Here is a 21,993-nt window from a genome sequence, read left to right on the forward strand (position 1 = left end):
AGCTGGAACGCTATCCTGCCGATGCTCCCTGTTTTGCGGACCGTTGTATTGAAGGGTGCGCCGACGAAGATTTCGAGGGTTACCTTGTGTTCTTCGAGATCGAAGTACTTCTTTCTAACCTTGATTTCCACGCCGACCGCGCTGTCGGGAGTGCTAACTGTGGTTGCCTCAATTCCCCTGGCATTGTCTCCCATCTTCCACACCACCCTTTTCCAGTGGGTATATACCCCTTAAAAACCGGAAACCGAATCCCTCAAACCCGCGTGAATTCTGGCTTTCAGCGATCCGGCCCACCGGAAACCGACCGGAAACCTACCGGAAACCTGACGGAAACCTGCCGGAAACTTTCTTGATATGCTAGATGGCGGTAGCTTACCTTTCTTTGCAACTAAGCTTTCTGATACAATAGGGAAGAGAAGCAATTAACGGACAACTTTCTTCTACGGCCGAGGGTTTTTCCCAAGGCCGTTCTTTTTCTCTAGTTGAGTTGCACCTCATCCACTTTCTCACTGCCTCTAGCAAGCCCCTGACCGTTCCGCGGTAGAGGAAAATGACCCTCTTGCACATTCCCTCACCCCCTCCCCGCAGTCGTTCGGCCGCAGGGCGAAGCTCCCGCACGCCTTTGAGGTGGCCCAAGTGACGTGGCCGCCGTGGAGGGCGCCTTTGGCCTCGGTGCACGAGCCGACGCCGCTCCTCCCGAGCGGTCTGAAATGCTCGCAGTACCCGCACCTGAAGAGATCCACTTCCTTTCTGTCCCCCTCGTAAATCTTCTGCTGGCGGGGGAGGCGGGACTCGAACCCGCGTTGCCGGATTTGGAGTCCGGAGTTCTGGCCGCTGAACTACTCCCCCGTGTTGGTGGGAGCGGCCCGGAATTGAACCGGGGTTTCCGGTAACAGGTAGTGGCCAGCTACCTTGGTACCGACGCATGCGGCCGCCGCGGTCGGTATTGCTCCGGGCGCCCCGCCACGGACTCCCATGCTGCCGCTCCCGCAGTGGCGGAGCAGACGGGACTCGAACCCGCGGCCTCCAGCTTGACAGGCCAGCACTCTCAGCCCCCTGAGCTACCGCCCCGCTTAACTGGCGGAGGGCGGGGGACTCGAACCCCCGGGGCGGCTTTTCAGCCGCCCACCCGCTTAGCAGGCGGGTGCCTTTGCCGCTCGGCCACCCCTCCGTGGCGCTTCAATGGCAGGGGGAGCAGGACTCGAACCTGCGCTCCGGGGTCCAAAGCCCCGTGCCTTGCCCGCTTGGCCACCCCCCTGTGCGTGGCGGAGGGGGCGGGATTCGAACCCGCGGGACCAACTGGTGGCCCAGCGGCTTTCGAGGCCGCCGCCTTAGTCCACTCGGCCACCCCTCCGCGCCCACCGCGGGATCCGCGCCCGTGATCTCAACTCCAGCCAACCCGGGACGTCCGAAGCCACGGCCACCATGTCCCCGCGCGGTAGCCTCCTGAGGCCGTACTTGTCCAAAACAGTCTGGGTTGGTATAGTTAATACTCTTACTCTTCTTTTGGGAGAGTTTCTAATACTTTTAAGGCAATTTTCTTTGCATCTTCTACTTGGTCAATTGACATATCTCGTACTCTTCTTAGTTTTAGGGAGTAGCGAATTATTGCAGAGACTGCGGTGAGCAACTGATATTGGTCGTAGGGTGGAAACTTTTCTAGCTTGTTTAGGATAAATGCTTTGACTTCTTTCCAAGGCCAATTTGGGTTTATTAGTTGGGAGGTTCTTCGGATTTCTTTTAAGAGTTCGATCTTAATCTCGTCTTTAAGGGTTTGTATTTCTTCTCTTGATAGCTTAGATAGGCAACTCGTGTTCATCAGTAAGTCACCACGCATCACTTGATGTCAAAAAGTTCATTGATAGGAATAGCAAAGAAATCTGAAATCTTTTGCGCTATGCGTAGAGAGGGGTACCGTGTCGAGTTTATGATTTGGGTGGCAAAGGAGCGGGAAATACCTATTTTTTTTCGCAAACTGCTCGTGTGTTAACCCCGCTTCCATGAGTTTCCTTTGTAGAGGAGACTGGTTCTTTGGTTTGTTGCCCATGACAGCATAACCTGCCTTGTGCAGTATATTGCAACACGACTAACTCTATTTTATGTTGTGTATCGCAACCTGTCAAGGGGGATAGACTAAAATTGATGCACACAACAACATATGTTGCTATCAGCAACATTCTAGGTTAAAATAAAGAAAAACTTGTGGGAGGGTGTGTGTGAGTGGCAACCTTTTCTGAAAGGTTAAAAATGCTGAGAAAGCAGAGAGGTTACCTACAAAAGGAGTTGGCTTCTATAGTTGGAGTGAAACGCGGAACAATTGCCTCTTGGGAAAGTGGAAGAGTTCCTGAATTAAGGTGGGTTGAAAGACTTGCGGACGTTTTCAATGTTTCTACCGATTACCTTCTTGGCCGCACCAATGACCCCACCCCAAAGAGTGCCAGGCGAGAAATGGAACAGGAGGCAGAGAAGTCACTCCGGTCGTTAGAACAAACAAAAGAATCTTCGGTTAAAAATACGGAACAAGAAAAAGATACAAAGCAAAAAGAAACAGAATCCCCCAAACCAGCCCGCCTCACCGTCGCCGAACTCCTCCAGCGCTTCGCCGACCGCGACCCCGAGACCCTGACGGTGGAGGAGGCGCTGGACATGGTGCTCCGCTCCGACCACGTGATGTTCGACGGCGTGCCCGTGGGCCACGAACTCGACGAGGATGTACTGCTCGACATCCGCGACGCGATGGTCTACTTCCTGAAGTTCCTCCTCAAGCAGAGCAGGCTGACCGCAAAAAAAGCTCCCCTCTGGGCGGAGGAGGTGGTGGTTCCGCGCCGTCGGGGAGCTGAGCGCCTGGCCGGGTAGGGCTTTTTATTTTTTTTTGTCGAATTTCGTCGCAATTTTTCGGGCGTTCGCCCCTTCCCTCCCTGCCGGGTTTCTGCTATACTGGGGCTTGTCCGGCAACGTACATACGTTCGCTGTATGGGGGTATCCGCGTGCTCTTGGATTTTGTGTCAGGCAGGGTTGAGGAGGTCATCCGCAGGTACGGCCTGCTTTCTCCGGCCGACCTCGCTCGCGAGCTGGGCGTGGTGCCAGTAAAATTGCCCCTCCGCTCAGCTCACGGCATCTCGTTCTCCGTGGACGGGAAGAGGGTGGTGTTCGTCGACGCCTCCCTGCCCCCCGCCAGGCAGGACGGCGCGCTCGTGCACGAGGTCGGCCACCAGGTCTTCCACCCCGGCGAGGTCAGGTTCCGCCTGCGGCGGCTCCACTGTGGCGTTTCTTGGAGGCGCGAGGCCGAGGTGAACCTCTTCGCCTTGCTGTACCTCCTCGCCTGGAACCGGGAGTTGTTCGAGGCGTGCGGCTACAACCTCTACGCCTTCGCGGAGGCCCACGGCGTGCCCCTGGGAGCCGCCGAGTACCTCGTCGGGGCGGCCCGCCTCAGGGGCCCGGGCTTCCTGCGGGAACTGGGGGTGGAGGTGCCCGGGTATGAGGGGGATGTGGCATGAAGGTGGAGGGGAAAGGCCGGAACCCGCCCGCACCCCGTGCCTCCGGCGGGACCGTGTGGCGCGCGGGGAACCCAGGGCGGCGGGATCGGACCCGCTGCGGGTGCGTACCCGGCGGCCCCTTCCCCCGGACCGGGGATTAAAAGCCTTTCCTGGTCACCGGGCTGAACCTCTCGTGCTTCCTCTTCAGGTCGGGCGTGAACATGCGGGCGTAGCGCCTGACCATCTCCAGGTCGGCGTGCCCCAGGATCTCCTGAAGGCTGAGCACGTCCCCGCCCTCCATTATCCAGAACTTGGCGAAGGTGTGGCGGAAGGTGTGGGGCGAGACGCGCACGCCGCTGAGGCCCGCCCTCCTGCCGTAGGCGGCTATCCGCTGTTGCACCGTCCGCTTGCTGATGGGTTCCCCCTCCTGGTTGGGGAAGAGGGGGGAGTCCGGGCCGAAGAGCCTGTCCAGGGCCTCGGAGTAAAGCCTGAGGACCCCCTGGGTCTTCGGGGAGAGCGGTAGCACCCTTTCCTTCTGGTTCTTGGGGTTTCGGATTACGAGGTATGCCGGGTAGCCGCCCTCGGAGACTACGTCTTCCCTCCTGGCCCTCAGGAGTTCCCCTATGCGCACGCCGGTGTCCAGGAGCAGGAGCATGATGGTGTAGTCGCGCAGCCCGGCGAAGGTCGACAGGTCGGGCTGCTCCAGCAGCCTGCGCACGTGATCCTCCGTGAAGGTGGGGACTACGGGTTCCGTGTGCCTGACCAGGGAGATGCCCTTCGCGGGGTTGGTCCGTAGCGCTCCCTGGCTTTCGAGGAAGTTGAAGAAGGCCCTTACGCTTCTGATGCGGCCGTTGATTGAGGTGGGTTTGAGGTTCTGCTCCCTGCAGGAGAGGATGTACTCCTCGATGTCCTCCCTCCTGACCTGCGTCGCTTCCGCTATGCCTCTGGCTTCCTCACAGAACCGCTTGAAGTCATCCAGGCACCTCATGTACCACTTGATGGTCGACTCGCGGGTACCCTTCACCCTGTGGTGGCGGGCGAAGCTCTCCAGCGCCCTCCCGAAGGTCCAGGTTTCGCGGGGGATTTCCGCAACGCGGTTTTTGAACTCGGGGGGTAGGGAGATGACCCTCTTCTTTCTGGCGCGGGTCACGGTTTTCCGGGACCTCCTCGGGTTTCTGCGGTTTTCCCCGAACGCGCCAGACTCCTCGCAAGACTTTCCGCAAGACCTGCCCCCGGGTCTTGCGGGGGGCAAAAAGTAAAAACCCCCGGTATGCGATCCCCGGAGGCCTTGATGTTGCTGGATTTGGTGCGGCAGAAGGGACTTGAACCCCCACGGGCTTGCGCCCACAAGAACCTGAATCTTGCGCGTCTGCCAATTCCGCCACTGCCGCACATCTGCCTTGCTGGTGGTTATTATAATACAATTTTGCCTTCCTGACAAGAGGGGGGCACGGAAATTCTCCCGGCTCCCTTTCAAGCGGGGACCACCTTGACCAGCACCTTTCGTTGCCGCGGTCCGTCAAACTCGCAGAAGAACACTCCCTGCCACGTGCCCAGCACAAGCCGCCCGCCGGAAACGAGCAGCGTAAGGGAGCAACCCATAAGGCTGGCTTTAACGTGGGCGTCGGCGTTTCCCTCGAGGTGGCGGTAATCGCCCTCCCGGGGAACCAGCCTTTCCAGCTGGGCCAGCACGTCGTGGGCTACCGAGGGGTCGGCGTGTTCGTTTACGGTGATGCCGGCTGTGGTGTGGGGGACAAAGAGGTAACAGAGGCCCTCCTGTACCTTTTCCGCCTGGATTATTTTCTGCACGTGGGCGGTTATGTCCACTAGCTGACAACGGGAGGTGGTGTAAAGGTTTACGGTATGGATCATAGGTCCTCTCCTTTCAGGTATTGGCAGGCGAGGCGCAGCGCCAGCTCCACCGCTTCCCGGGCACCGGCTGCCGTTTTGATGTCGCCGGCTATGCCGCGGCGCTCCACTCTCCAGGTGGCCAGGCCGACCACCGGTTTGCCCATTTTCAGGGCCAGGCCTATTTCGGACAGGGTGCCATAGCCGCCGCCGACGGCAATGAGGGCGTCAGCGGAGCAGGCAATGACGGCGTTTCGCGCATCGCCCAGACCGGTGGGCAGGGCCACCGTCAGGTAGGGGTTTCCTTCCTTGCGGTGGCGCCCCGGCAGTATGCCTACCACCAGGCCGCCGGCCCGGCGGGCACCCCGGGAGGCCGCCTCCATAACTCCTCCCCGCCCGCCGCAGATGAGAATGGCGCCCCTCTTGGCTATTTCCTCTCCCACTTCTTCTGCCAGCTGCCACTCCTCAGGGGAGCACTCTGCGCCGCCGATGACCCCGATGTACCACGTCACGGTTACGCGCCTCTTTCGTCCAGGCCCGGCTTACAGGCGCTGGGCAGACTTAAAGCCGAGGTTGAAGGTAAGTATTTCCAGTTTCACGGAGAGGTCCACATTCCGCACCTCAATCCCCGCCGGCAGGTTTAAGGCCACAGGGGCAAAATTAAGAATGGCCTCCAGGCCGTTCTTCACCATGTAGTCGGCCACTTCCTGTGCTGCCTGGGGAGGCACGGCAATAATACCGATGCGCGCCCCGTGCTCCCTGATAACTTCGGGCATTTTTTCCATAGGGAGCACTTCCAGCTCGCCTATTTTCTTGCCGATTTTGGCCAAGTCGTTGTCAAAAACGCCGACGATTTTAAAACCGCGGCTGTTAAAGCCCCGGTAGGTGCAGAGGGCGTATCCCAGATTGCCTGCCCCCACGAGGACGAGCGGCCACTGCTGGTCAAGGCCCAGGATCTTTTTCGTGTACCTCAGGAGGTCCTTGACGTTGTACCCTACTCCCCGGGTGCCAAACTCGCCAAAGTAGGCCAGGTCCTTGCGCACCTGAGCGGGGCTGACGCCTACCCCTTCGGCAATTTCCCCGGAAGAAACGGTGGTTACGCCGTTTCTGTCAAGTTGTTCCAGGTAGCGCGAGTATATGGAGAGCCTTGTTACGGTGGCTTCAGGCACGCGCAGGGTTTTCAAAGGCATCGCCTCCTTAAGTTATAAAATTCACATGCTAGATCTAGATAATCTTATACCATTAGTCCCGTGCCGTGTCAAATGACTTTTGGGCAGAAGGTAAAGAAAAAGCCCTGAAAAGGGCTTTTCCCCGGGGGAATGGTTAAAGGGGTTAACGAGGCTAGGTCACCCGGCAGGCGGACTTAAAGGCCTCCCGCGCCGCCTCCACCGTCCTTTCAATGTGCTCTTCCGTGTGGGCCAGGCTGAGGAATATAGCCTCAAACTGGGAGCAGGGCAGGTAAATTCCCCGGTTCAGCATGGACCAGAAGAAGGCGGCAAAGCGGCTGGTGTTGGAGGTGCAGGCTGAAGTGTAGTCCACCACCTCCCGGCCGGTAAAGAAGACGGTGAGCATTGACGCCGCGCGGTTTATGATTACCTCCACGCCCGCCTCCCGGGCCGCCTCGAGAAGCCCGCGGTGGAGGAGGGCCGCCTTGCGCTCCAGCTCTGCGTATGTGTCGGGGCGCCTGAGCACCCGCAGGGTGGCCAGGCCGGCGGTGACGGCCAGGGGGTTGCCCGAGAGGGTACCGGCCTGATATACCGGGCCCGCAGGGGCGACCAGATCCATGATTTCCTTCCTGCCGCCGTACGCGCCTACGGGGAGCCCGCCCCCGATAATCTTGCCCAGGCAGGTAAGGTCGGGAGCAACCCGGTAAACCGCTTGGGCGCCGCCGTAGGCCAGGCGGAACCCAGTGATCACCTCGTCGAAGATCAGCAGGGCCCCGTAGCGGCGGGTTATTTCCCGCAGACCCTCCAGAAAACCTTCCCGAGGGAGCACCACGCCCATGTTGCCGGGCACCGGCTCCACAATAACGGCGGCAATGTCGTGGCCTTCCCGGGCAAAGATCTCCTCTACGGCCCCGAGGTCGTTAAAGGGAGCCACGATGGTGAGGGAAGCTGCAGCCGGCGGGACTCCCGGGCTGCTGGGCACTCCCAGGGTCAGCGCCCCGGACCCCGCCTTAATGAGGAGGAAGTCCGCGTGGCCGTGGTAGCATCCTTCGAACTTGACGATCTTGCTGCGCCCCGTGTAGGCGCGGGCCAGGCGCAGCGCGCTCATGGTGGCCTCCGTGCCCGAGTTTACCAGGCGCACCACCTCTACGGCAGGCATGGCCTCGACAATCTCCCTGGCCAGCTCCACTTCCCTTTCCGTGGGTGCCCCGAAGCTGGTGCCGTCCTTCAGGCAGGCCTCCAGCTCTTCCACCACCTCCGGGTGGGCGTGCCCCAGAATCAGCGGCCCCCAGGAGCAGACGTAGTCTATGTACTCGTTGCCGTCGGCATCGTAAATGTACGCTCCCCGGCCCCGGGAGATGAAAAGGGGCTGGCCGCCCACCGCTTTAAAGGCCCTGACGGGGCTGTTTACCCCGCCGGGGAGGTAACGGAGGGCCCTGGCGTAAAGCTCCCGCGATTTCTCGTGTGAAGGCAAGCCTTTCTCCCCCCTAATCCTCTTCCAGCTCAAAATTAACCCTGATCTTAAAGACCTTCTCTGCCGGCAGGTTGAGGAGGTCCTCTATGCCGGTAAGCCGCTTTATTTCCTCTATGGCGGCATTTAGCTCTTCCGGCGATTCTGCCAGCAGGGTAAACCACATATTGTAGGGGTGATCCCGCAGGTAGTTGTGGGTTACCCCCGGTAAGCGGTTGACTATCCCGGCCACTTCCGGGATCCTTTCCGGAGGCACCTTTAAGGCGCACAAAGTGCCGGTGTAGCCCACGCGGCGGGAGTCGAAGATGGCTCCCAGGCGGCGGATCACGCCCCTTTCGATGAGGCCTCTTATGCGGTTGATGACTTCCTCCTCGCTGCTCCCGAGGGCCCGGGCCAGTTCCTTATAGGGTTCCGGTGTCAGGGGCAATTTGCTCTGAATGAGGTTGAGCAGCTGCCTGTCCAGGTTGTCGAGGTTCATGGGCCACCTTCCCCCGCCGCTCGGGCCTCATACAGGCACCAGGGTTCTTCGGCCATGTAGTCCCCGTGGTAAAAATAGGCCCTGGCCCGGCAGCCCCCGCAGGCCCGGCGGTACGCGCAGCGCCCGCAGCGCCCGCCGTATTCCTCGCTGCGCAGGCGCAGGAACACCGGGTTTTCCTTCCACAGCCGGGAAAAGGGCACTTCCCGGATGCTGCCCACGCGGACGTTCAGGTAGGCGCACGGCTGGACGTCTCCCTCCGGGGTGACCAGGCAGTAGGCCGTGCCGGCCAGACAGCCTTTCCGGTAGCGCGGCTTTTTGCCCATGCGGAACGCGATACGCATGAACTGGGGAGCGCAGGTGGGTTTTATCTCGATGGGCACTTCCTCCTGCTTTTTCACCAAGCGCGAGAGGAGTTGCTCGTACTGTGCCGCCCGCAACGATTCTTCCTCCAGATTGGCGGCCCTGCCGGTGGGAACGAGGAAAAACACATGGTGGGCCGTAGCTCCCAGCTCCACGGCCAGATCGGTTAATTCCTCTACTTCCCGGCAGTTCCACTCCATCACGGTGGTGTGCACCTGAAAGGGCAATCCGGCGCTCCGGCAGGCCTTCATGCCCTCCACGGCTGCGTGCCAGGCTCCGACGGTTCCCCGGAAGCGGTCGTGCCGGGAAGGGTTTGTGCTGTCCAGGCTTATGCCTACGGCTGCCGCCCCGGCCTTCTTTAGCTTTACGGCCACCCCGCCGGTAATCAGGGTGCCGTTGGTGCCAAAAACCGGGCGCAGGCCCCGGGAGGCGGCGTATCTCACCAACTCGTATATGTCCGGGCGCAGGAGGGGCTCTCCGCCGCTGAAGATGAGGATCTTGAACCCGACCCGGGCTATTTCGTCGATGAGGTTAACGGCTTCGGCGGTGTCCAGTTCTCCTGCGAGCTTCCTTCCGGCATCGCGATAACAGTGTCGGCAGGAAAGGTTGCAGGCATTGGTAGCGTTCCAGGAAACAAGCACTAGATCCAGCCCTCCTTGAGCCAGCGGGCCGCATCCTTGGCATGGTAGGTGATGATGATATCCGCCCCGGCCCTCTTTATGGCCGTAAGGATTTCCAACACCACGCGGCGCTCCTCGATCCACCCTTTTAGCGCGGCGGCCTTAACCATGGCGTACTCACCGCTGACGTTGTAGGCGGCTACAGGACAGTGAAATTCCTCCCTCACCCGGCGGATGATGTCCAGGTAGGCCAGGGCCGGCTTAACCATGACGATGTCGGCGCCCTCCTCCAGGTCCAGGGCCACTTCCCGCAGGGCCTCCCGGGCATTGGGCGGGTCCATCTGGTAGGAGCGGCGGTCGCCGAAGCGGGGAGCCGAGCCGGCCGCTTCCCGGAAAGGCCCGTAGAAGGCGGAGGCGTATTTAGCCGCATAAGACATGATGGGCAGGTGCGGGAAACCGGCTTCGTCCAGGGCCTGGCGGATGGCCGCCACCCGCCCGTCCATCATGTCCGAGGGAGCCACCACGTCTGCCCCGGCCCGCGCGTGGGAAAGGGCGATGCGGGCCAGCAGGTCGAGGGTGGGGTCGTTTAAGATGCGCCCCCCTTCCACTACCCCGCAGTGCCCGTGGCTGGTGTACTCGCAGAGGCAGACATCGGTGATGACCAGGAGGTTCGGGAAGTGCTCTTTGAGCGCCCGCACGGCCTGCTGGATAATCCCCTCGTCGTCGTACGCCTCGCTGCCCACCTCGTCCTTGTAGGCCGGCAGACCGAAGAGGATTACTGCCGGAATGCCCAGGTCCACCAGCTCGGCGGCCTCCTCCAGGAGGGTGTCTGGGGAAAAGTGATGGACGCCCGGCATGGATTCCACGGGCCTTTTCAGGCCGCGCCCGTGGGCCACAAAGAGAGGGTATACAAAGTTCCCTGCCTGCAGGCTTGTCTCCCTCACCAGGCGGCGGATGGCCTCGTTTTCCCGCAGGCGGCGGGGGCGGTGGGTGGGGAAAGCCACGGCAATACACCTTCCTTTTACGTTATGCCGGTTTAATTTCCTCCTCGGTGAGATAACATGCCGGGTCCGGGGCCCAGAAATCACCGTAAACTGCCTCCGCCCGGCTGCGGAAATTGCCGTTGCATACCTCCAGGAAGCGGCAGCGGGAACAGCGCCCGTGCAGGAGGCTGCGGCGGTTTCGCAGGCCTCGCAAGGTGGGGTGGGAGTCGTCCGTCCATATCTGGCCAAAGCTCCTCTGCCGCACGTTGCCTAGGGTATGGTGCAGGGAAAACTGGTCGGGATGCACGTTGCCCTCCCAGTCCACGGCGGCAATGGCTATGCCCGAACGGTTGCCGCCGTTTTGCCGCAGCAGGCGGTAGATTTCTTCCGCCTTTTGGGGATCCTGGCGGCGGAACTTGAGGTAAATGTAAGGCCCGTCGGCATGGTTGTCCACGGTGAGGATCTCTTTCTCTGCGCCGCGACGGCAGAATTCCATTGTTTTTTCGATGATGAGATCAAGGGCTGCGCGGGTTTCCTCGTGGCCGAGGTCGTCACCAATCATGTAGCGCGCCCGCCCGCTGTAGACCAGGTGGTAAAAGCAGGCCCGCGGGATGCCTTCCTCTTCAATTAAAGCAAAGATGGCCGGCAGCTGGGCGTAGTTGTGGCGGTTAAGCGTAAAGCGAATGCCCACCCGTAGCCCGGCCTCCAGGCAGAAGCGGATGCCTTCCAGGGCGGCCTTAAAAGCCCCGCGGTGGCCCCGGAAGCGGTCGTTGGTCTCCCCTACCCCGTCCAGGCTCACGCCTACGTAACTTACGCCCGCTTCCCGCAGGCGCGCGGCGGTCCTACGGTCAATGAGGGTGCCGTTGGTGGAGAGGACCGTACGCAGGCCGCGGGCAGCCGCATAAGAGGCCAGCGCGAAGAAATCCTCCCTCAAGAGGGGTTCGCCGCCGGAAAAGAGGAGCACGGGCACCTTAAAACTCGCCAGGTCGTCGATGAGCTTTTGGGCCTCGCGGGTGGTTAGCTCACCGGGGTGCCTCTCCCTGGCGGCGGCGTAGCAGTGGAGGCAGCGCAGGTTGCAGGCGCGGGTCATGTTCCAGACCACTACCGGCCCCCGGCCCGGAGAGGTGCCGTGTTTCTGGTGCCGGGAGGAAGGGTGATAGCGCAGCCGGTCGCCAAAGGAATTGGTCTGACAGAGGAGGCTGGTCACGCTTATCACTTGCCCTTCCCCCCTGCTTCGGCAATGGCCTCCACCAGCCCCTCGATGGTGTAGCGGCGGGCTTCTACGTGCACGGGCAGGCCGAGTTCCCGGGCTGCCTGCGCGGTAACCGGGCCGATGCAGGCCACCGTGACGCGCCCCAGCAATTCCGGCAGGCCTTCCCTGCCCATGAGGGAAACAAAGTTGCGTACGGTGGAGGAGCTGGTGAAGGTGACGATGTGAATTTCCCCCCGGGCCAGCATGCGGCGGATGACCTCCGCGTTTTCCCCGTCCGGCACGGTGCGGTAAGCCGTTACTTCGTCTACCTCCGCGCCCATTTCGCGCAGCATATCGGCCAACACCCGCCGGGCTATATCCGCGCGGGGCAGCAGCACCCGGTCTCCGGGCTTAATGTGCTTCTCCAAGCCGCGGGCAATTTCTTCTGCCCGGTATTCTTCAGGGACGTAGGCCACCCGCAGGGCGTACCTTTCCAGAGCCTCTCTGGTTTTGGGGCCGATGGCGCAAAGGTTTACCCCCTTCAGCGCCCGCACGTCCTCCCCCAGATCGAGGAGCCGTTTGAGGAAGAAACGCACGCCGTTGGCGCTGGTAAAGATGGCCCACCGGTAAGAGGGCAGGTTTGCTATGGCCCTGTCCAGGGGGGTAAGGTCGTCCGGCTCTACCACCCTGATGGTGGGGAATTCCACCGCCTCGCCGCCCAGCTCCTTTACCAGGGCGGAGAGCTGGCTTGCCTGCTCCCGGGAGCGGGTGACCAGGACCCGCCGGCCGAAAAGGGGCTTCTTCTCCCACCAGCTCAGTTTCGGCCGCAGGGAAGCCACTTCCCCCACCACGATGACGGCGGGGCTGGTCAAGCCCGCCTCCTTTGCGCGGTCAGCAATCTCCTTAAGGGGGGCAGCAATTGTTTTTTGCTCCGGCAGGGTTCCCCACTGGATGACTGCCACCGGGGTGTCCGGGTGGCGCCCGTGGGCCATGAGCTGCCCGGCGATGAACTCCAGGTTGGCCATGCCCATGAGGAAAACAATGGTGTCCGCCCCGGTGGCCAGCTTGTCCCAGGCAATACGGGTGTCCTCGCGGGAGGGGTCCTCATTGCCCGTGACCACGGCCAAGGTGGAGGCGCAGCGGCGGTGGGTAACGGGAATGCCGGCATAAGCCGGCACGGCGGTGGCCGAGGTTACCCCCGGAACCACCTCAAAGGGGATACCGGCCTCGGCCAGGGCCTCGGCCTCCTCCCCGCCGCGGCCAAAAATAAAGGGGTCGCCCCCTTTCAGGCGCACCACGGTTTTTCCCTGGCGTGCCTTTTCAATTAAAAGCCGGTTGATTTCCTCCTGGGTCAGGGCATGCCGGGTAGGGTGCTTGCCCGCGTAGATAAGCTCTGCCCCTGGGGGAGCGCAGGAGAGCAGCCTGGAGCTGGAGAGGCGGTCGTAAACGACGACCTCGGCTTTTTGGAGGCAGGCCAGGCCTTTTACGGTGATAAGATCCGGGTCGCCCGGGCCGGCGCCTACCAGGTAAACCATTCCTTTGCTCATGCCTGATCGAACTCCTGACGCGCTTTTTGTAAAATTTCCCCTGCCCCGCGGGCCATAAGCCTTGCCGCCAGCTCCCTGCCCAGGCTCTCGGCTTGCTCCACAGGCCCGCTAATTTTATCTCTTACCAGCTGGCTCCCATCTTGGGTGGCGACCATTCCTTCCAGGATGAGGCAGCCGTCCTTCACCTCGCCCAGCGCACCTACGGGTACCTGGCAGCCCCCTTCCAGCTCCCTTAGGAAGGAGCGCTCCGCAGTTACGGCGGCCCTGGTCGGGGGGTCGTCCAGGAGCCTGATCATTTCCAGAACCTCCCCATCACCCGCCCGCACCTCTATGCCAATGGCGCCCTGCCCGACGGCTGGGAGGCAGATGCGGTATGGAATGCGCTGGGTGATCAGGTGGTCGAGGCCCAGACGGTGGAGCCCGGCGTAGGCCAGCACCAGGGCATCCAGCCCTAGCTCCTCCAGCTTGCGCAGCCGCGTGGTTACGTTTCCGCGCACGGGTGTTACCCGCAGGTCGGGCCGGTAGTGGCGCAACTGCGCGGCGCGCCTGGTACTGCTGGTGCCTATCAGGGCGGCGTGAGGCAGCTCTTCGAGCGTGTGGCCGGCGCGGGAGACGAGCACGTCCCCGGGATGCTCCCGGGGGCAAATGGCCCCTACGGCCAGGCCGTCCGGCAGTGAGGTGGGCAGGTCCTTCATGCTGTGCACGGCCAGGTCGATTTCCCTTTGCTGCAGGGCCAGTTCCAGCTCTTTGGTGAAAAGGCCCTTATCCCCTATTTTGCTCAGGGCCACTTCCTGGATGCGGTCGCCGCGGGTTTTTATTCCCCGCAAGGTAAAGCAAACGTGCGGGTAAAGCGCCTGCAGCCTTTCCAGCACCCATCTTGCCTGCCACATGGCCAGGCGGCTTTCCCGCGTGCCGATGACAATTTCCCGTTTCATTAAACAGGATTTTCCCCCTAACGTTCCGCCGCCCGCTCCCGGGAGGCCTCTCCAACCGGCTTTTCACCGGGAAGCTCGAGCCTGAACAGGTTCTGCAGCACCTTCATGTAGAGGTGACCTTCCGGAGTAAGGGCATAGGACTTGAGCTGGGTGATGGGTACGTGGAGCACCTGGTTGACCAGGGAGTTGGCCAGGGAGCCGATTATTTTCCTCTCGCGTTCCGAAAGCGGGCCCAGGCGGTTTAAGGCGCGGCGCAGCTCCCTTTCTTTTAGCTCTTCTCCCCAGCGCTTGAGGGCAATAATGGTGGGTACCACAAACTGCATGCTTAGCCACTGCATGAACTGCTGTAGCTCTTCCTCGATGATGCCCTCGGCCAGGGCGGCTGCCTTCTTGCGCTGGGCCAGGTTATGGTCCACGACCTGCTGCAGGTCGTCTATGTCGTAGAGGGTCACACCCGGGAGCCGCCCCACGGCGGGGTCCACGTCCCGCGGCACGGCGATGTCGATGATCATGAGTTCCCGGCCCTGCCGGCGCGCAACCACCTCGGCCATCTCGCGGTAGTGCACCACATAGTGGGTGGCTGCCGTGCAGCTGATGACAATGTCGGCTTCCTCCATGTAACGGTAGAGCTGGTCAAACCTGACGGCAAGGCCGTTGAGCTGGGCGGCCAGCTCGGCAGCCCGCTGGTAGGAGCGGTTGGAGACAATGACGCCGGATACGCCGTTGGCCACCAGGTAGCGGGCGGCCAGCTCGCTCATCTTGCCCGCGCCGATGATCAGAACCTTGTGCCGGGAGAGCTCGGGGAATTTGCTCTTGGCCAGCTCCACCGCCGCGTAGCTTATGGAGACGGCGTTCTGGTCGATTCCCGTCTCCGTGCGCACCCTCTTGCCCACGCTGATGGCCTGCTGAAAGAGGGTGTTGAGCACCCGGTTGGATGCCCGGTGCCGGCAGGCCAGCTGGTAGGCGCGCCGCACCTGTCCCAGGATCTGCGTTTCACCCAGGATCATGGAGTCAAGGCCTGCCGCCACGCGGAAGAGGTGGCGTATGGCATCCTGGAGGGTGTGCACGTAAGTGTAGTTCCTGATTTCCGAAATGCTGGCCCCCGATTTTTGCGCCAGAAATTCCCATATGGCGTTCAGGCACTCGTCCAGCTTTCTGGTGGCGGCGTAAATTTCCGTGCGGTTGCATGTGGAGAGGATCACGCACCCCTCAACCACCGGATGGCTGTTCAGCCGGGAGAGGTTCCCTTCCAGGGAGCCTTCCGCAAAGGAAAGCTTTTCCCTCACCTCTACCGGTGCCGTCCTGTGGTTTACCCCCACGGCCACAATAAGCATCGCACACCCGCTCCTTTGCCAGTTCGAGTTCTCCCCGCTTGACCAGCAGCAAGATTTCTTCGCCGGGCGAGGCCTGGCCCTCCCCCAGGCAAGCGCCCGCGCTTTCCTCCCGCGCGCGGCGGCGAATCTCGCCCAGGAACTCGGCCAGGCACCCGTATGCAGGCCCGAACTCCCCTTCCAGCCGCTCCCTTATCTTGCGGGCCAGGAGGGGGCTCCTCCCCGAGGTGGAGACGGCTATCTGCAGCGGCCCCCTCCGCACCGTCGCAGGCACATAAAAGTTGCCGCTCTGCGGGTCGTTGACGACGTTTACCAGCAGATTCCGGGCGAGGGCTTCCCGGGCCACCCTGCGGTTGACTTCCTTGCTATCGGTGGCGGCAACGACCAGAAAAACCCCTTCCAGGTCGGAAGGCTGAAACTCCCTCTGCAGGTACGTTATCTGCCCTCCCGCGGCCAGCTCCTGCAGCCCGGGCGTGAGCCGGGGGCTCACCAGCTTTACCTTTGCTGCGCAGGAAAGCAGGGACCTCGTCTTGCGTTCGGCCACCTTCCCCCCGCCCACCACCAGGCAGGGACGCCCTTTAAGGTTGAGGAGAGCAGGGTAGAATTCCGGCAACGCTTTCCCGCCCTTCTCAGAATTTCCTTGAGCTCACGAAATCGGCAATAGAGGCCAGCACTTTTTTGGCCGGGCGGTCCGGCAGGGGTTTGAGGGAGCTCTTGGCTTTGAGGGTAAACCTCTGGGCTACCTTTACGGCGTACTCGATGCCCCCCGAGCGGCGCACAATGGCAATGGCCTCTTCAATTTGCTCCTCCTCCCGGGTGCGGGAAAAGATGATGGCTTTCAGGCGCTCCCGCTTGGGGCTGTGGGTGAGGGCGTAAATTACCGGGAGGGTGATGATGCCCTGCCGCAGATCGCTGCCCACGGGCTTGCCCAGTTGCTCCTGGTCGGCAACCAGGTCCAGGATGTCGTCGGTGATCTGGAAGGCCATGCCGATGTGGTGGCCGTAACGCCGCAGGGCGGCATGGGTTTCCCTGGGCGCGTTGCAGGCTACGGCACCCAGCTGGCAACTGGCGGCAATGAGCAGGGCGGTTTTACGGTTAATGCGCCGGAAGTAATCCTTAATGCTTTGCTGTACGTCAAAGGTGCTGGCAATCTGCTGTATTTCTCCCTCGCACATTTTAATGCTGGTGTTTGCCAGCACCTGGGCAATCATGGGGTTGTCGTAATATCCGGCAATGAGAATTAACGATTGCGCAAAAAGGTACGTCCCCACGTGGGTGGAGATGCGGTTGCCCCACTGAGCCCTGACGGTAGGCACGCCGCGGCGGGTCACGGCTGCATCCACCACATCGTCGTGCACCAGGGTGGCCATGTGTATCAGCTCCAGGGCCACCGCCAGCGGCAGGACGCGCTCCAGCTTGAAGTCGGCGCACTTGGCGCCCAGGAGGCTAAAAGCCGGGCGCAGGCGCTTGCCGCCCGCCTGCAGGAGGTGCTGGGTGGTTTCGGTAAGCAGCGGGACCGAGGTCTTGAGGGTGGCCCTTAGCTCCCTCTCCACCGCGGCCATTTCCTCTTTTATCTCCGGCAGATCAAGCATTAAGTTAAATTTCACCTGCCCGCGCGCAGTTGTGGGCTGTTATGAGGTGTGCCTGGTGAGACAAGCAGTGCCGGCTGTATGGGACAGGCTGTACCACACTAATAAGGTATTACATTTTGCCGGTAAAATCAATGGCCACGAAACCCCATCGGTTTACGACAGCCTTTCTATATGTTATAATTTAATGCCAGCTGGAAATAACCGTGGGGGTGGATGGGGCCTGGTGGCCCTCCTGGTCTTCAAAACCAGCCGTGGGGCGGCAGTCCCGTCCCGGGTGGGTTCGATTCCCACACACTCCCGCCACCGTTCCGGGCTTGCCCGGAATTTTTTATGCCCTTAGGGCGCTTAGGCGGCGGGCAAAGGCGAGAAGCCAGCCCAGCGGGTCGCCACCCCGCCCCAGCTCGTGCCAGTCCAGGCGCGCGGGTTCAATGCCCAACTGCTCCATCATCCCCCGCCAGCGCGCAAGCATCTTGCGCACCCTGGCCGCGCCCCCCATGTGGCGGCAATTTTCCTCGCCGCAGGTTATTACCGCCACTCCTTGCGCGCCTTCCTCCAGGGCCTGCATGAGCCACAGGGGGTCCAGGGCGCCCGCCGTGGGTAGGGGAACCAGCCGTGCGTCTTTCAGTTCCGGCTTACCGGCGAGTTCCTGGGGGTTGAGCCCCTGGAAGAAGGTCCTCTGGCAGGCGTAAATCACTAGGGATGGTGTGCCGCCCGGTCGCGCGCTCTCTCCCGGCCCTTCTTCCCTGTTAATTCCCCTCACGGAGATGGCTCCGGCAGGGCAGTGAGCGGCGCAGATGCCGCAGCCCTGGCAGGATTCTGCCGGGATGCGCGCCCGGCCCTCAATGACGGGCACGCCGTAGGGGCACACCCGCAGGCAGGTCAGGCAGGCGGCGCAGCGCTCGGGGATGACTTCAGCCCCCAGGCCGCAGCGCAGGCAGCGGTCGGCCTCCCGCAGGGCCTGTGCTGGGAAGTAGCCCAGCTCCTGGAGGACGAAGGAGGCGCGGCGCTCCTGCGCCGGCAGGAGGGCGGGATCCTGGCGGGAAAAGGTAGGCAGCCGCTCCAGCACCCTTTCCGGCACCGGGGCAAGGACGGAAAGCTCTTCTTCCCGGGCGGTTTCTCCCTGCAGGTACCGGTGGACGGCGGCGGCGGCCCTGTGCCCGCTGGCCACGGCTGCTACAGCCGGGCCGGGACCGGTGGCTATTTCCCCGCAGGCGAAAATTCCCGGCACGCTGGTGGCCAGGGTGTGGGGGTCGACCTCCAGGCACCCCCGCGGGCCGACCTTTATGCCGCTTTTTTCCAGGAAAGAGAAATCGGCGCCCTGCCCAATGGCCAGGACGATGGTTTCTCCCGGCACGAAGGACGTTTTCCCTTCGTCAAACTGCGGGTTAAAGCGCCCCTCTTCGTCAAAAACGGACTTTACGCCTTTTAACTCCAGCCCCTTGAGCTGGCCTCCGGCAATTTCTGCCCGTGCCGGTCCCCAGCCCGGCCAGATTTCTACGCCTTCTTCCAGGGCCTCTGTTATTTCCCAGGAGTGCGCGGGCATTTCCTCCCGGGACTCCAGGCAAACCACCCGCACTTCGCGGGCACCCAGGCGCAGGGCCGTCCGGGCCACATCCATGGCCACGTCTCCCCCGCCGACGACCACCACCCTCTCCCCAACCGCCGGGGGCTTTCCGGCATTTGCCCCCTGCAGGAAAGGGAGGGCCAGCAGGACGCCCGGGTGGTCGAAGCCGGGCAGGTTCAGGTTGCGGCTTTGGGAGAGGCCCACGGCCAGGATGACGGCGTGGAACACTTCGCGGAGCTCGTCCAGGCACACGTCCTTCCCCACTTCCACGCCGTTGCGGATCTCCACGCCTGCTTTTGCCACGCGCTCCACGTCTTCCCTTACCGCGCGGCGGGGGAGGCGGTAGGTGGGGATGGAGTGGTAGAGGTGGCCGCCGGCTTCAGGGGAGCGCTCGAAAACCGTCACGCGGTATCCCCTTTGGGCCAGGGACCAGGCGGCGGTGAGGCCGGCAGGGCCTCCTCCGACCACCGCCACGCGAAAGGGGAGCAGCCCGGAGGGAGAAGGAGGAGGCGGGTACCCGGGACCTGCCATTTCCAGGGCAAACCTCTTGAGGGCCCTTATGGATAGGGAGGCGTCTTTTGCCCCCCGCCGGCAGCGGTCCTCGCAGGGATGGGGGCAGACCCAGCCGCAGACGGAGGCAAAGGGGTTGTTGGCCCTGATGAGTACCGCCGCCCGGCGGTAGTCCCCGCGGGCAATGGCGGCCAGGTAGCCGGGCACGTCGGTGTGCACGGGACAGCTGAAACTGCAGGGCGGCAGGGTTAAAGGCACGGTAGCACCCCCTTTTGCTTGCAAAGCCCATTATATCACGTCACCGGGCTTTCTTGAACCGGGCGGCGGCAAGCAAAAGGGTGGGAAGGACGATTTCAAAGGTGTAGGCGTAGGGGGGCCAGGTGAAGACGATCCAGTGGGCCATTTCCACTACATTGCCGAACTGCCCCAGGGCCAGGGCCACCAGGAGGATGCTCAGAGGGGCCACCAGGGGCCGGTAGTCCTCCAGCCCGAGCAGGTTGGCCGCCCCCACCACCGTGGCAAAATGGAAGAGGCCTACCTTGCCGAAAATGGACACGATCCAGATGATCATCCAGATGGCATCGAGCCTGCTGAGGAACGTTCCCAGCCCGGCCATCCTTACCAGCTCAAAGGTGGGGTAGGTGAGGCGGGCGGTGGTGGGGCCGAAGACGGCTGTGCTGGCCAGGGTGTCGACGGTGAGGATGATGCCTATGGCTACCACGGCAATGACGCCGTCGCGCCGGGCGGCATCCTGCCTGGCCAGGTAGGGAAAGAGCATGGCCAGGAGAAAAACCTCGCACCTCCAGGCGACGGGATCAAGGCTCCCCAGGAGAACCGGTCCCAGGCCGTGCTCCAGCACGGGCAGGAGGTTGGCAGGTTCCATGTGCCCGGCAACAAGCACCAGGAGGAAGGCAAAGAGGGTCAGCATGAGGGGGTAGGAAAGCTCCATGACCCTGGCCAGGACCTCGATACCCTCGTAAACGGCAAAGGCGCAGAGGAGGACCATCAGGGAGATAAGGGCCACCTGGGGCGTGCGGGGCAAAATGGTGGAGGAAAGCAGTTCGCCGAATTCGCGGAGGATGATGCCGTTAACGTGCAAAAAAAACACCACGTAAAGGAAGGCCAGGATCTTGCCCAGCCGGGGGCCGAGGATAATTTCGCTGTACTGCACCAGGGTTTTGCCGGGGAAGATCCTGCCCAGGGCCGTAACGACAAAGATGACGTAAATGCCGGGTATGGTGGCCAGGAGAGGGGTCAGCCAGGCGTCCCTGCTGGCCACGGCGGCCACCAGGCTGGGCAGGAAAACCATGGCCGTAGCGCCGACCACGTTCACCAGCAGGTAGATTACCTGCAAGCTGGAGATTTTCTCTTTCGCCTGCAAACGGCCTTCCCCCCGGCTGTTTTCTTGGACGGCGCTTTAACTTGAAAAGGCTTTTAGGGTTCCTGGAGGCCGTAGCGGTCGCTCGGGCCGGCCTTCTTTTCCCCGCATACCAGGCAGGCAAGGCCCAGGAGCATGTTGGCCGCGGCCAGGAGGAGGTAAAGGCTGCTTGCCGGCAGCTCCGGGCCCAGAAGGAAGCGGCACGCCAGGAGGAAGGTTCCGGCAAGCAGGTAGGAGCGCGCTTTTTCCTGGCGGAGGGCGGCGCGCTTTAGGGCCAGCAGGTAAGGGAAGGGCCGCAGAGCGTTCTTTTGGCTTTTGTCCGGGCGTTGCCGCAACTCTGCGCAAAACCTTTTCTGCCGGAACCTGGCGGCCATCGCCCCCGTGAGCACGGTAAGGCCTGTGGCGGCAAAAGGGGCCAGTAGCCCTGCCCCGAAGATGTTTAAGAGGAAGAGGCTGGAGATCCATACAAGGAGTAACGTGCCGCACAGGTCGACCAGGCGGGCGAGACGGCTGCGGGGGTCCTCCCTGGGAGGCTTGCGGGAGAAACGCCAGAGTTCACCCCTCTGCCGCCTTTCGCGCCAGGAGCGGTAGGCGGCGTAAAATATGCTGCGCGTACCTTTAAGCACTTCTATCACCTCTTCCTTCCATTTTGACCGGGAAGACCGGATTTTATTCTTTATACCCCTTGTGCGGGGAGAAAGAATGGAGGTATAATAACATAGTTCCACGAAGAACAAAGTTCTGTGCGGAAAGGAGTTTTAAGATGGCCGAAGGGAAACCCACCCTTAACCTGGATAGCCGCCTGCAGTTTGCCTGCCACCCGGGGCTTCCCTGCTTTACCCACTGCTGCCGCGATGTGAACATCTACCTTACGCCTTTTGACGTTCTGCGCATGCGCAAAAAGCTCGGCCTTTCCTCCCGGGAGTTTCTGGAGCGCTACACCGTCACCCTGGTCGGCGAGGGCACGGGACTCCCGGTGGTGGCATTAAAGATGGACGAGGAGCGGGATAAGAAGTGTCCCTTTGTCACCGCGCAGGGATGTCAGATTTACGACGAGCGCCCCTGGGCCTGCCGCATGTTCCCCCTGGACAAGTATTCGGAGTATGAGTTCGGCCTTTTAACCGATGTTTCCCGCTGTAAAGGGCTGGCCGAGCCCCGGGAGCTGTCCGTAGAGGATTACCTCAAGGAGCAGGGGGTTCTCCTCTACGAGGAAGTGGAGGCTACTTTTAAGCTTGTTTCCAGCAGCCCCCGCGTGCTGGCGCAAAAAATAGTCAACCCGCGCATTGTAGAGATGTTTTACATGGCCTGCTACGACCTGGACCGCTTCCGCCGCTTTGTCTTTGAAAGCAGGTTCCTGGAGATATTCGAGATCGAACCCGAGGAGATAGCGCGCGTTAAGGAAGACGACCTGGAACTCTTGCAGCTGGGCTTCCGGTGGCTGCAGTTCGGCCTGGTCATCGGCGATGCCCTGAAGATAAGGGACCGGGTGCTGGAAGAGGCGAAGAAAAAACAAAAGGCCGCCGGCGGCGGGGAGGGCTAGAA

22 protein-coding genes and 7 tRNA genes are annotated in these 21,993 nt (G+C 62.0%); 4 read left to right on the plus strand and 25 right to left on the minus strand.

Going from position 1 to position 21,993, the window contains the following annotated elements; genetic code table 11:
• The 7 genes from G454_RS19950 to G454_RS22985 all read right to left on the minus strand — a co-directional run.
• The coding region (locus G454_RS19950) for a hypothetical protein (protein ID WP_035108186.1) at positions 1–194 on the minus strand (194 nt) is incomplete at its 3' end.
• A 580-nt stretch (positions 195–774) separates the two neighbouring features.
• Positions 775–849, minus strand: a tRNA-Trp gene (locus G454_RS0116310).
• Between the two features lie 144 nt (positions 850–993).
• Positions 994–1,071 (minus strand) — tRNA-Asp (locus G454_RS0116315).
• A 7-nt stretch (positions 1,072–1,078) separates the two neighbouring features.
• Positions 1,079–1,171: transfer RNA gene (locus G454_RS0116320), tRNA-Ser, on the minus strand.
• A gap of 12 nt (positions 1,172–1,183) precedes the next feature.
• Positions 1,184–1,258: transfer RNA gene (locus G454_RS0116325), tRNA-Gln, on the minus strand.
• Between the two features lie 5 nt (positions 1,259–1,263).
• A tRNA-Ser gene (locus G454_RS0116330) sits at positions 1,264–1,354 on the minus strand.
• A 482-nt stretch (positions 1,355–1,836) separates the two neighbouring features.
• Positions 1,837–1,974, minus strand: a complete 138-nt coding sequence (locus tag G454_RS22985; protein ID WP_084413570.1) for a helix-turn-helix domain-containing protein — start codon at positions 1,972–1,974, stop codon at positions 1,837–1,839.
• 246 nt (positions 1,975–2,220) lie between these two features.
• On the opposite strand from G454_RS22985, the gene G454_RS20670 reads away from it, so the two are divergent.
• Together G454_RS20670 and G454_RS0116340 are read left to right on the plus strand one after the other, a co-directional pair.
• Entirely contained in the window at positions 2,221–2,856 is a 636-nt protein-coding gene (locus tag G454_RS20670; protein ID WP_051276649.1) for a helix-turn-helix domain-containing protein, read from the plus strand.
• 131 nt (positions 2,857–2,987) lie between these two features.
• Complete coding sequence (locus G454_RS0116340; protein ID WP_027719415.1) at positions 2,988–3,497, plus strand: ImmA/IrrE family metallo-endopeptidase; 510 nt, start codon at positions 2,988–2,990, stop codon at positions 3,495–3,497.
• A 136-nt stretch (positions 3,498–3,633) separates the two neighbouring features.
• On the opposite strand, the gene G454_RS19965 is transcribed toward G454_RS0116340, so the two are convergent.
• From G454_RS19965 to G454_RS0116420, 15 genes are all read right to left on the minus strand, one after another.
• A complete protein-coding gene (locus tag G454_RS19965; protein WP_051276651.1) occupies positions 3,634–4,626 on the minus strand; it encodes a tyrosine-type recombinase/integrase in 993 nt (330 codons plus the stop codon).
• A gap of 154 nt (positions 4,627–4,780) precedes the next feature.
• A tRNA-Leu gene (locus tag G454_RS0116355) sits at positions 4,781–4,867 on the minus strand.
• A gap of 82 nt (positions 4,868–4,949) precedes the next feature.
• Positions 4,950–5,345, minus strand: a complete 396-nt coding sequence (locus G454_RS0116360) for a secondary thiamine-phosphate synthase enzyme YjbQ (RefSeq protein WP_425387456.1) — start codon at positions 5,343–5,345, stop codon at positions 4,950–4,952.
• On the minus strand, positions 5,345–5,836 hold the full coding sequence (locus G454_RS0116365; RefSeq protein ID WP_027719417.1) for a TIGR00725 family protein: 492 nt from the start codon (positions 5,834–5,836) through the stop codon (positions 5,345–5,347). Before G454_RS0116365 ends, G454_RS0116360 begins: the two co-directional genes overlap by 1 nt.
• Positions 5,837–5,866: 30 nt before the next feature.
• Positions 5,867–6,514 carry a redox-sensing transcriptional repressor Rex gene (locus G454_RS0116370; RefSeq protein WP_245574441.1) on the minus strand — a complete coding sequence of 216 codons (648 nt, stop codon included), beginning with the start codon at positions 6,512–6,514 and terminating at the stop codon, positions 5,867–5,869.
• Positions 6,515–6,665: 151 nt separating this feature from the next.
• On the minus strand, positions 6,666–7,964 hold the full coding sequence (gene hemL, locus G454_RS0116375) for a glutamate-1-semialdehyde 2,1-aminomutase (protein ID WP_027719419.1): 1,299 nt from the start codon (positions 7,962–7,964) through the stop codon (positions 6,666–6,668).
• 13 nt (positions 7,965–7,977) lie between these two features.
• Entirely contained in the window at positions 7,978–8,439 is a 462-nt protein-coding gene (gene ahbA / locus G454_RS0116380; RefSeq protein ID WP_027719420.1) for a siroheme decarboxylase subunit alpha, read from the minus strand.
• Positions 8,436–9,440 (minus strand): putative heme d1 biosynthesis radical SAM protein NirJ2, encoded by a 1,005-nt coding sequence (gene nirJ2 / locus G454_RS0116385; RefSeq protein WP_027719421.1) that lies wholly within the window; start codon positions 9,438–9,440, stop codon positions 8,436–8,438. Before nirJ2 ends, ahbA begins: the two co-directional genes overlap by 4 nt.
• Entirely contained in the window at positions 9,440–10,423 is a 984-nt protein-coding gene (gene hemB / locus G454_RS0116390) for a porphobilinogen synthase (RefSeq protein ID WP_027719422.1), read from the minus strand. Before hemB ends, nirJ2 begins: the two co-directional genes overlap by 1 nt.
• Before the next feature lie 22 nt (positions 10,424–10,445).
• Positions 10,446–11,618, minus strand: a complete 1,173-nt coding sequence (locus G454_RS0116395; RefSeq protein WP_027719423.1) for a radical SAM/SPASM domain-containing protein — start codon at positions 11,616–11,618, stop codon at positions 10,446–10,448.
• A complete protein-coding gene (gene cobA / locus G454_RS0116400; RefSeq protein WP_027719424.1) occupies positions 11,615–13,141 on the minus strand; it encodes a uroporphyrinogen-III C-methyltransferase in 1,527 nt (508 codons plus the stop codon). The genes G454_RS0116395 and cobA overlap by 4 nt, the downstream gene beginning before the upstream one ends.
• Complete coding sequence (gene hemC, locus G454_RS0116405; RefSeq protein WP_027719425.1) at positions 13,138–14,076, minus strand: hydroxymethylbilane synthase; 939 nt, start codon at positions 14,074–14,076, stop codon at positions 13,138–13,140. Before hemC ends, cobA begins: the two co-directional genes overlap by 4 nt.
• A 17-nt stretch (positions 14,077–14,093) precedes the next feature.
• On the minus strand, positions 14,094–15,401 hold the full coding sequence (hemA, locus tag G454_RS0116410; RefSeq protein ID WP_245574444.1) for a glutamyl-tRNA reductase: 1,308 nt from the start codon (positions 15,399–15,401) through the stop codon (positions 14,094–14,096).
• Positions 15,286–16,020, minus strand: a complete 735-nt coding sequence (locus G454_RS22495; protein WP_245574442.1) for a precorrin-2 dehydrogenase/sirohydrochlorin ferrochelatase family protein — start codon at positions 16,018–16,020, stop codon at positions 15,286–15,288. The genes hemA and G454_RS22495 overlap by 116 nt, the downstream gene beginning before the upstream one ends.
• Before the next feature lie 16 nt (positions 16,021–16,036).
• Positions 16,037–16,999, minus strand: coding sequence for a polyprenyl synthetase family protein (locus G454_RS0116420; protein ID WP_027719427.1), 963 nt, complete (start codon positions 16,997–16,999; stop codon positions 16,037–16,039).
• A gap of 205 nt (positions 17,000–17,204) precedes the next feature.
• On the opposite strand from G454_RS0116420, the gene G454_RS21705 reads away from it, so the two are divergent.
• Positions 17,205–17,302 (plus strand) — tRNA-Sec (locus tag G454_RS21705).
• A gap of 25 nt (positions 17,303–17,327) precedes the next feature.
• On the opposite strand, the gene G454_RS19975 is transcribed toward G454_RS21705, so the two are convergent.
• Genes G454_RS19975 through G454_RS21710 form a run of 3 tightly spaced genes read right to left on the minus strand, consistent with a single transcriptional unit; the run spans position 17,328 to position 21,077 of the window.
• Positions 17,328–19,331, minus strand: coding sequence for an FAD-dependent oxidoreductase (locus G454_RS19975; RefSeq protein ID WP_051276654.1), 2,004 nt, complete (start codon positions 19,329–19,331; stop codon positions 17,328–17,330).
• Between the two features lie 40 nt (positions 19,332–19,371).
• Positions 19,372–20,454, minus strand: coding sequence for a GerAB/ArcD/ProY family transporter (locus tag G454_RS0116430; protein WP_027719428.1), 1,083 nt, complete (start codon positions 20,452–20,454; stop codon positions 19,372–19,374).
• A gap of 53 nt (positions 20,455–20,507) precedes the next feature.
• Entirely contained in the window at positions 20,508–21,077 is a 570-nt protein-coding gene (locus G454_RS21710; protein WP_027719429.1) for a hypothetical protein, read from the minus strand.
• A 137-nt stretch (positions 21,078–21,214) separates the two neighbouring features.
• Between G454_RS21710 and G454_RS19980 the strand changes: the two genes are divergently transcribed.
• Positions 21,215–21,991, plus strand: a complete 777-nt coding sequence (locus G454_RS19980; protein WP_035108188.1) for a YkgJ family cysteine cluster protein — start codon at positions 21,215–21,217, stop codon at positions 21,989–21,991.
• The last annotated feature ends 2 nt before the right edge of the window (positions 21,992–21,993 follow it).

The organism is Desulfovirgula thermocuniculi DSM 16036 (genome assembly GCF_000429345.1).
Classification (GTDB): domain Bacteria; phylum Bacillota; class Desulfotomaculia; order Desulfotomaculales; family Desulfovirgulaceae; genus Desulfovirgula; species Desulfovirgula thermocuniculi.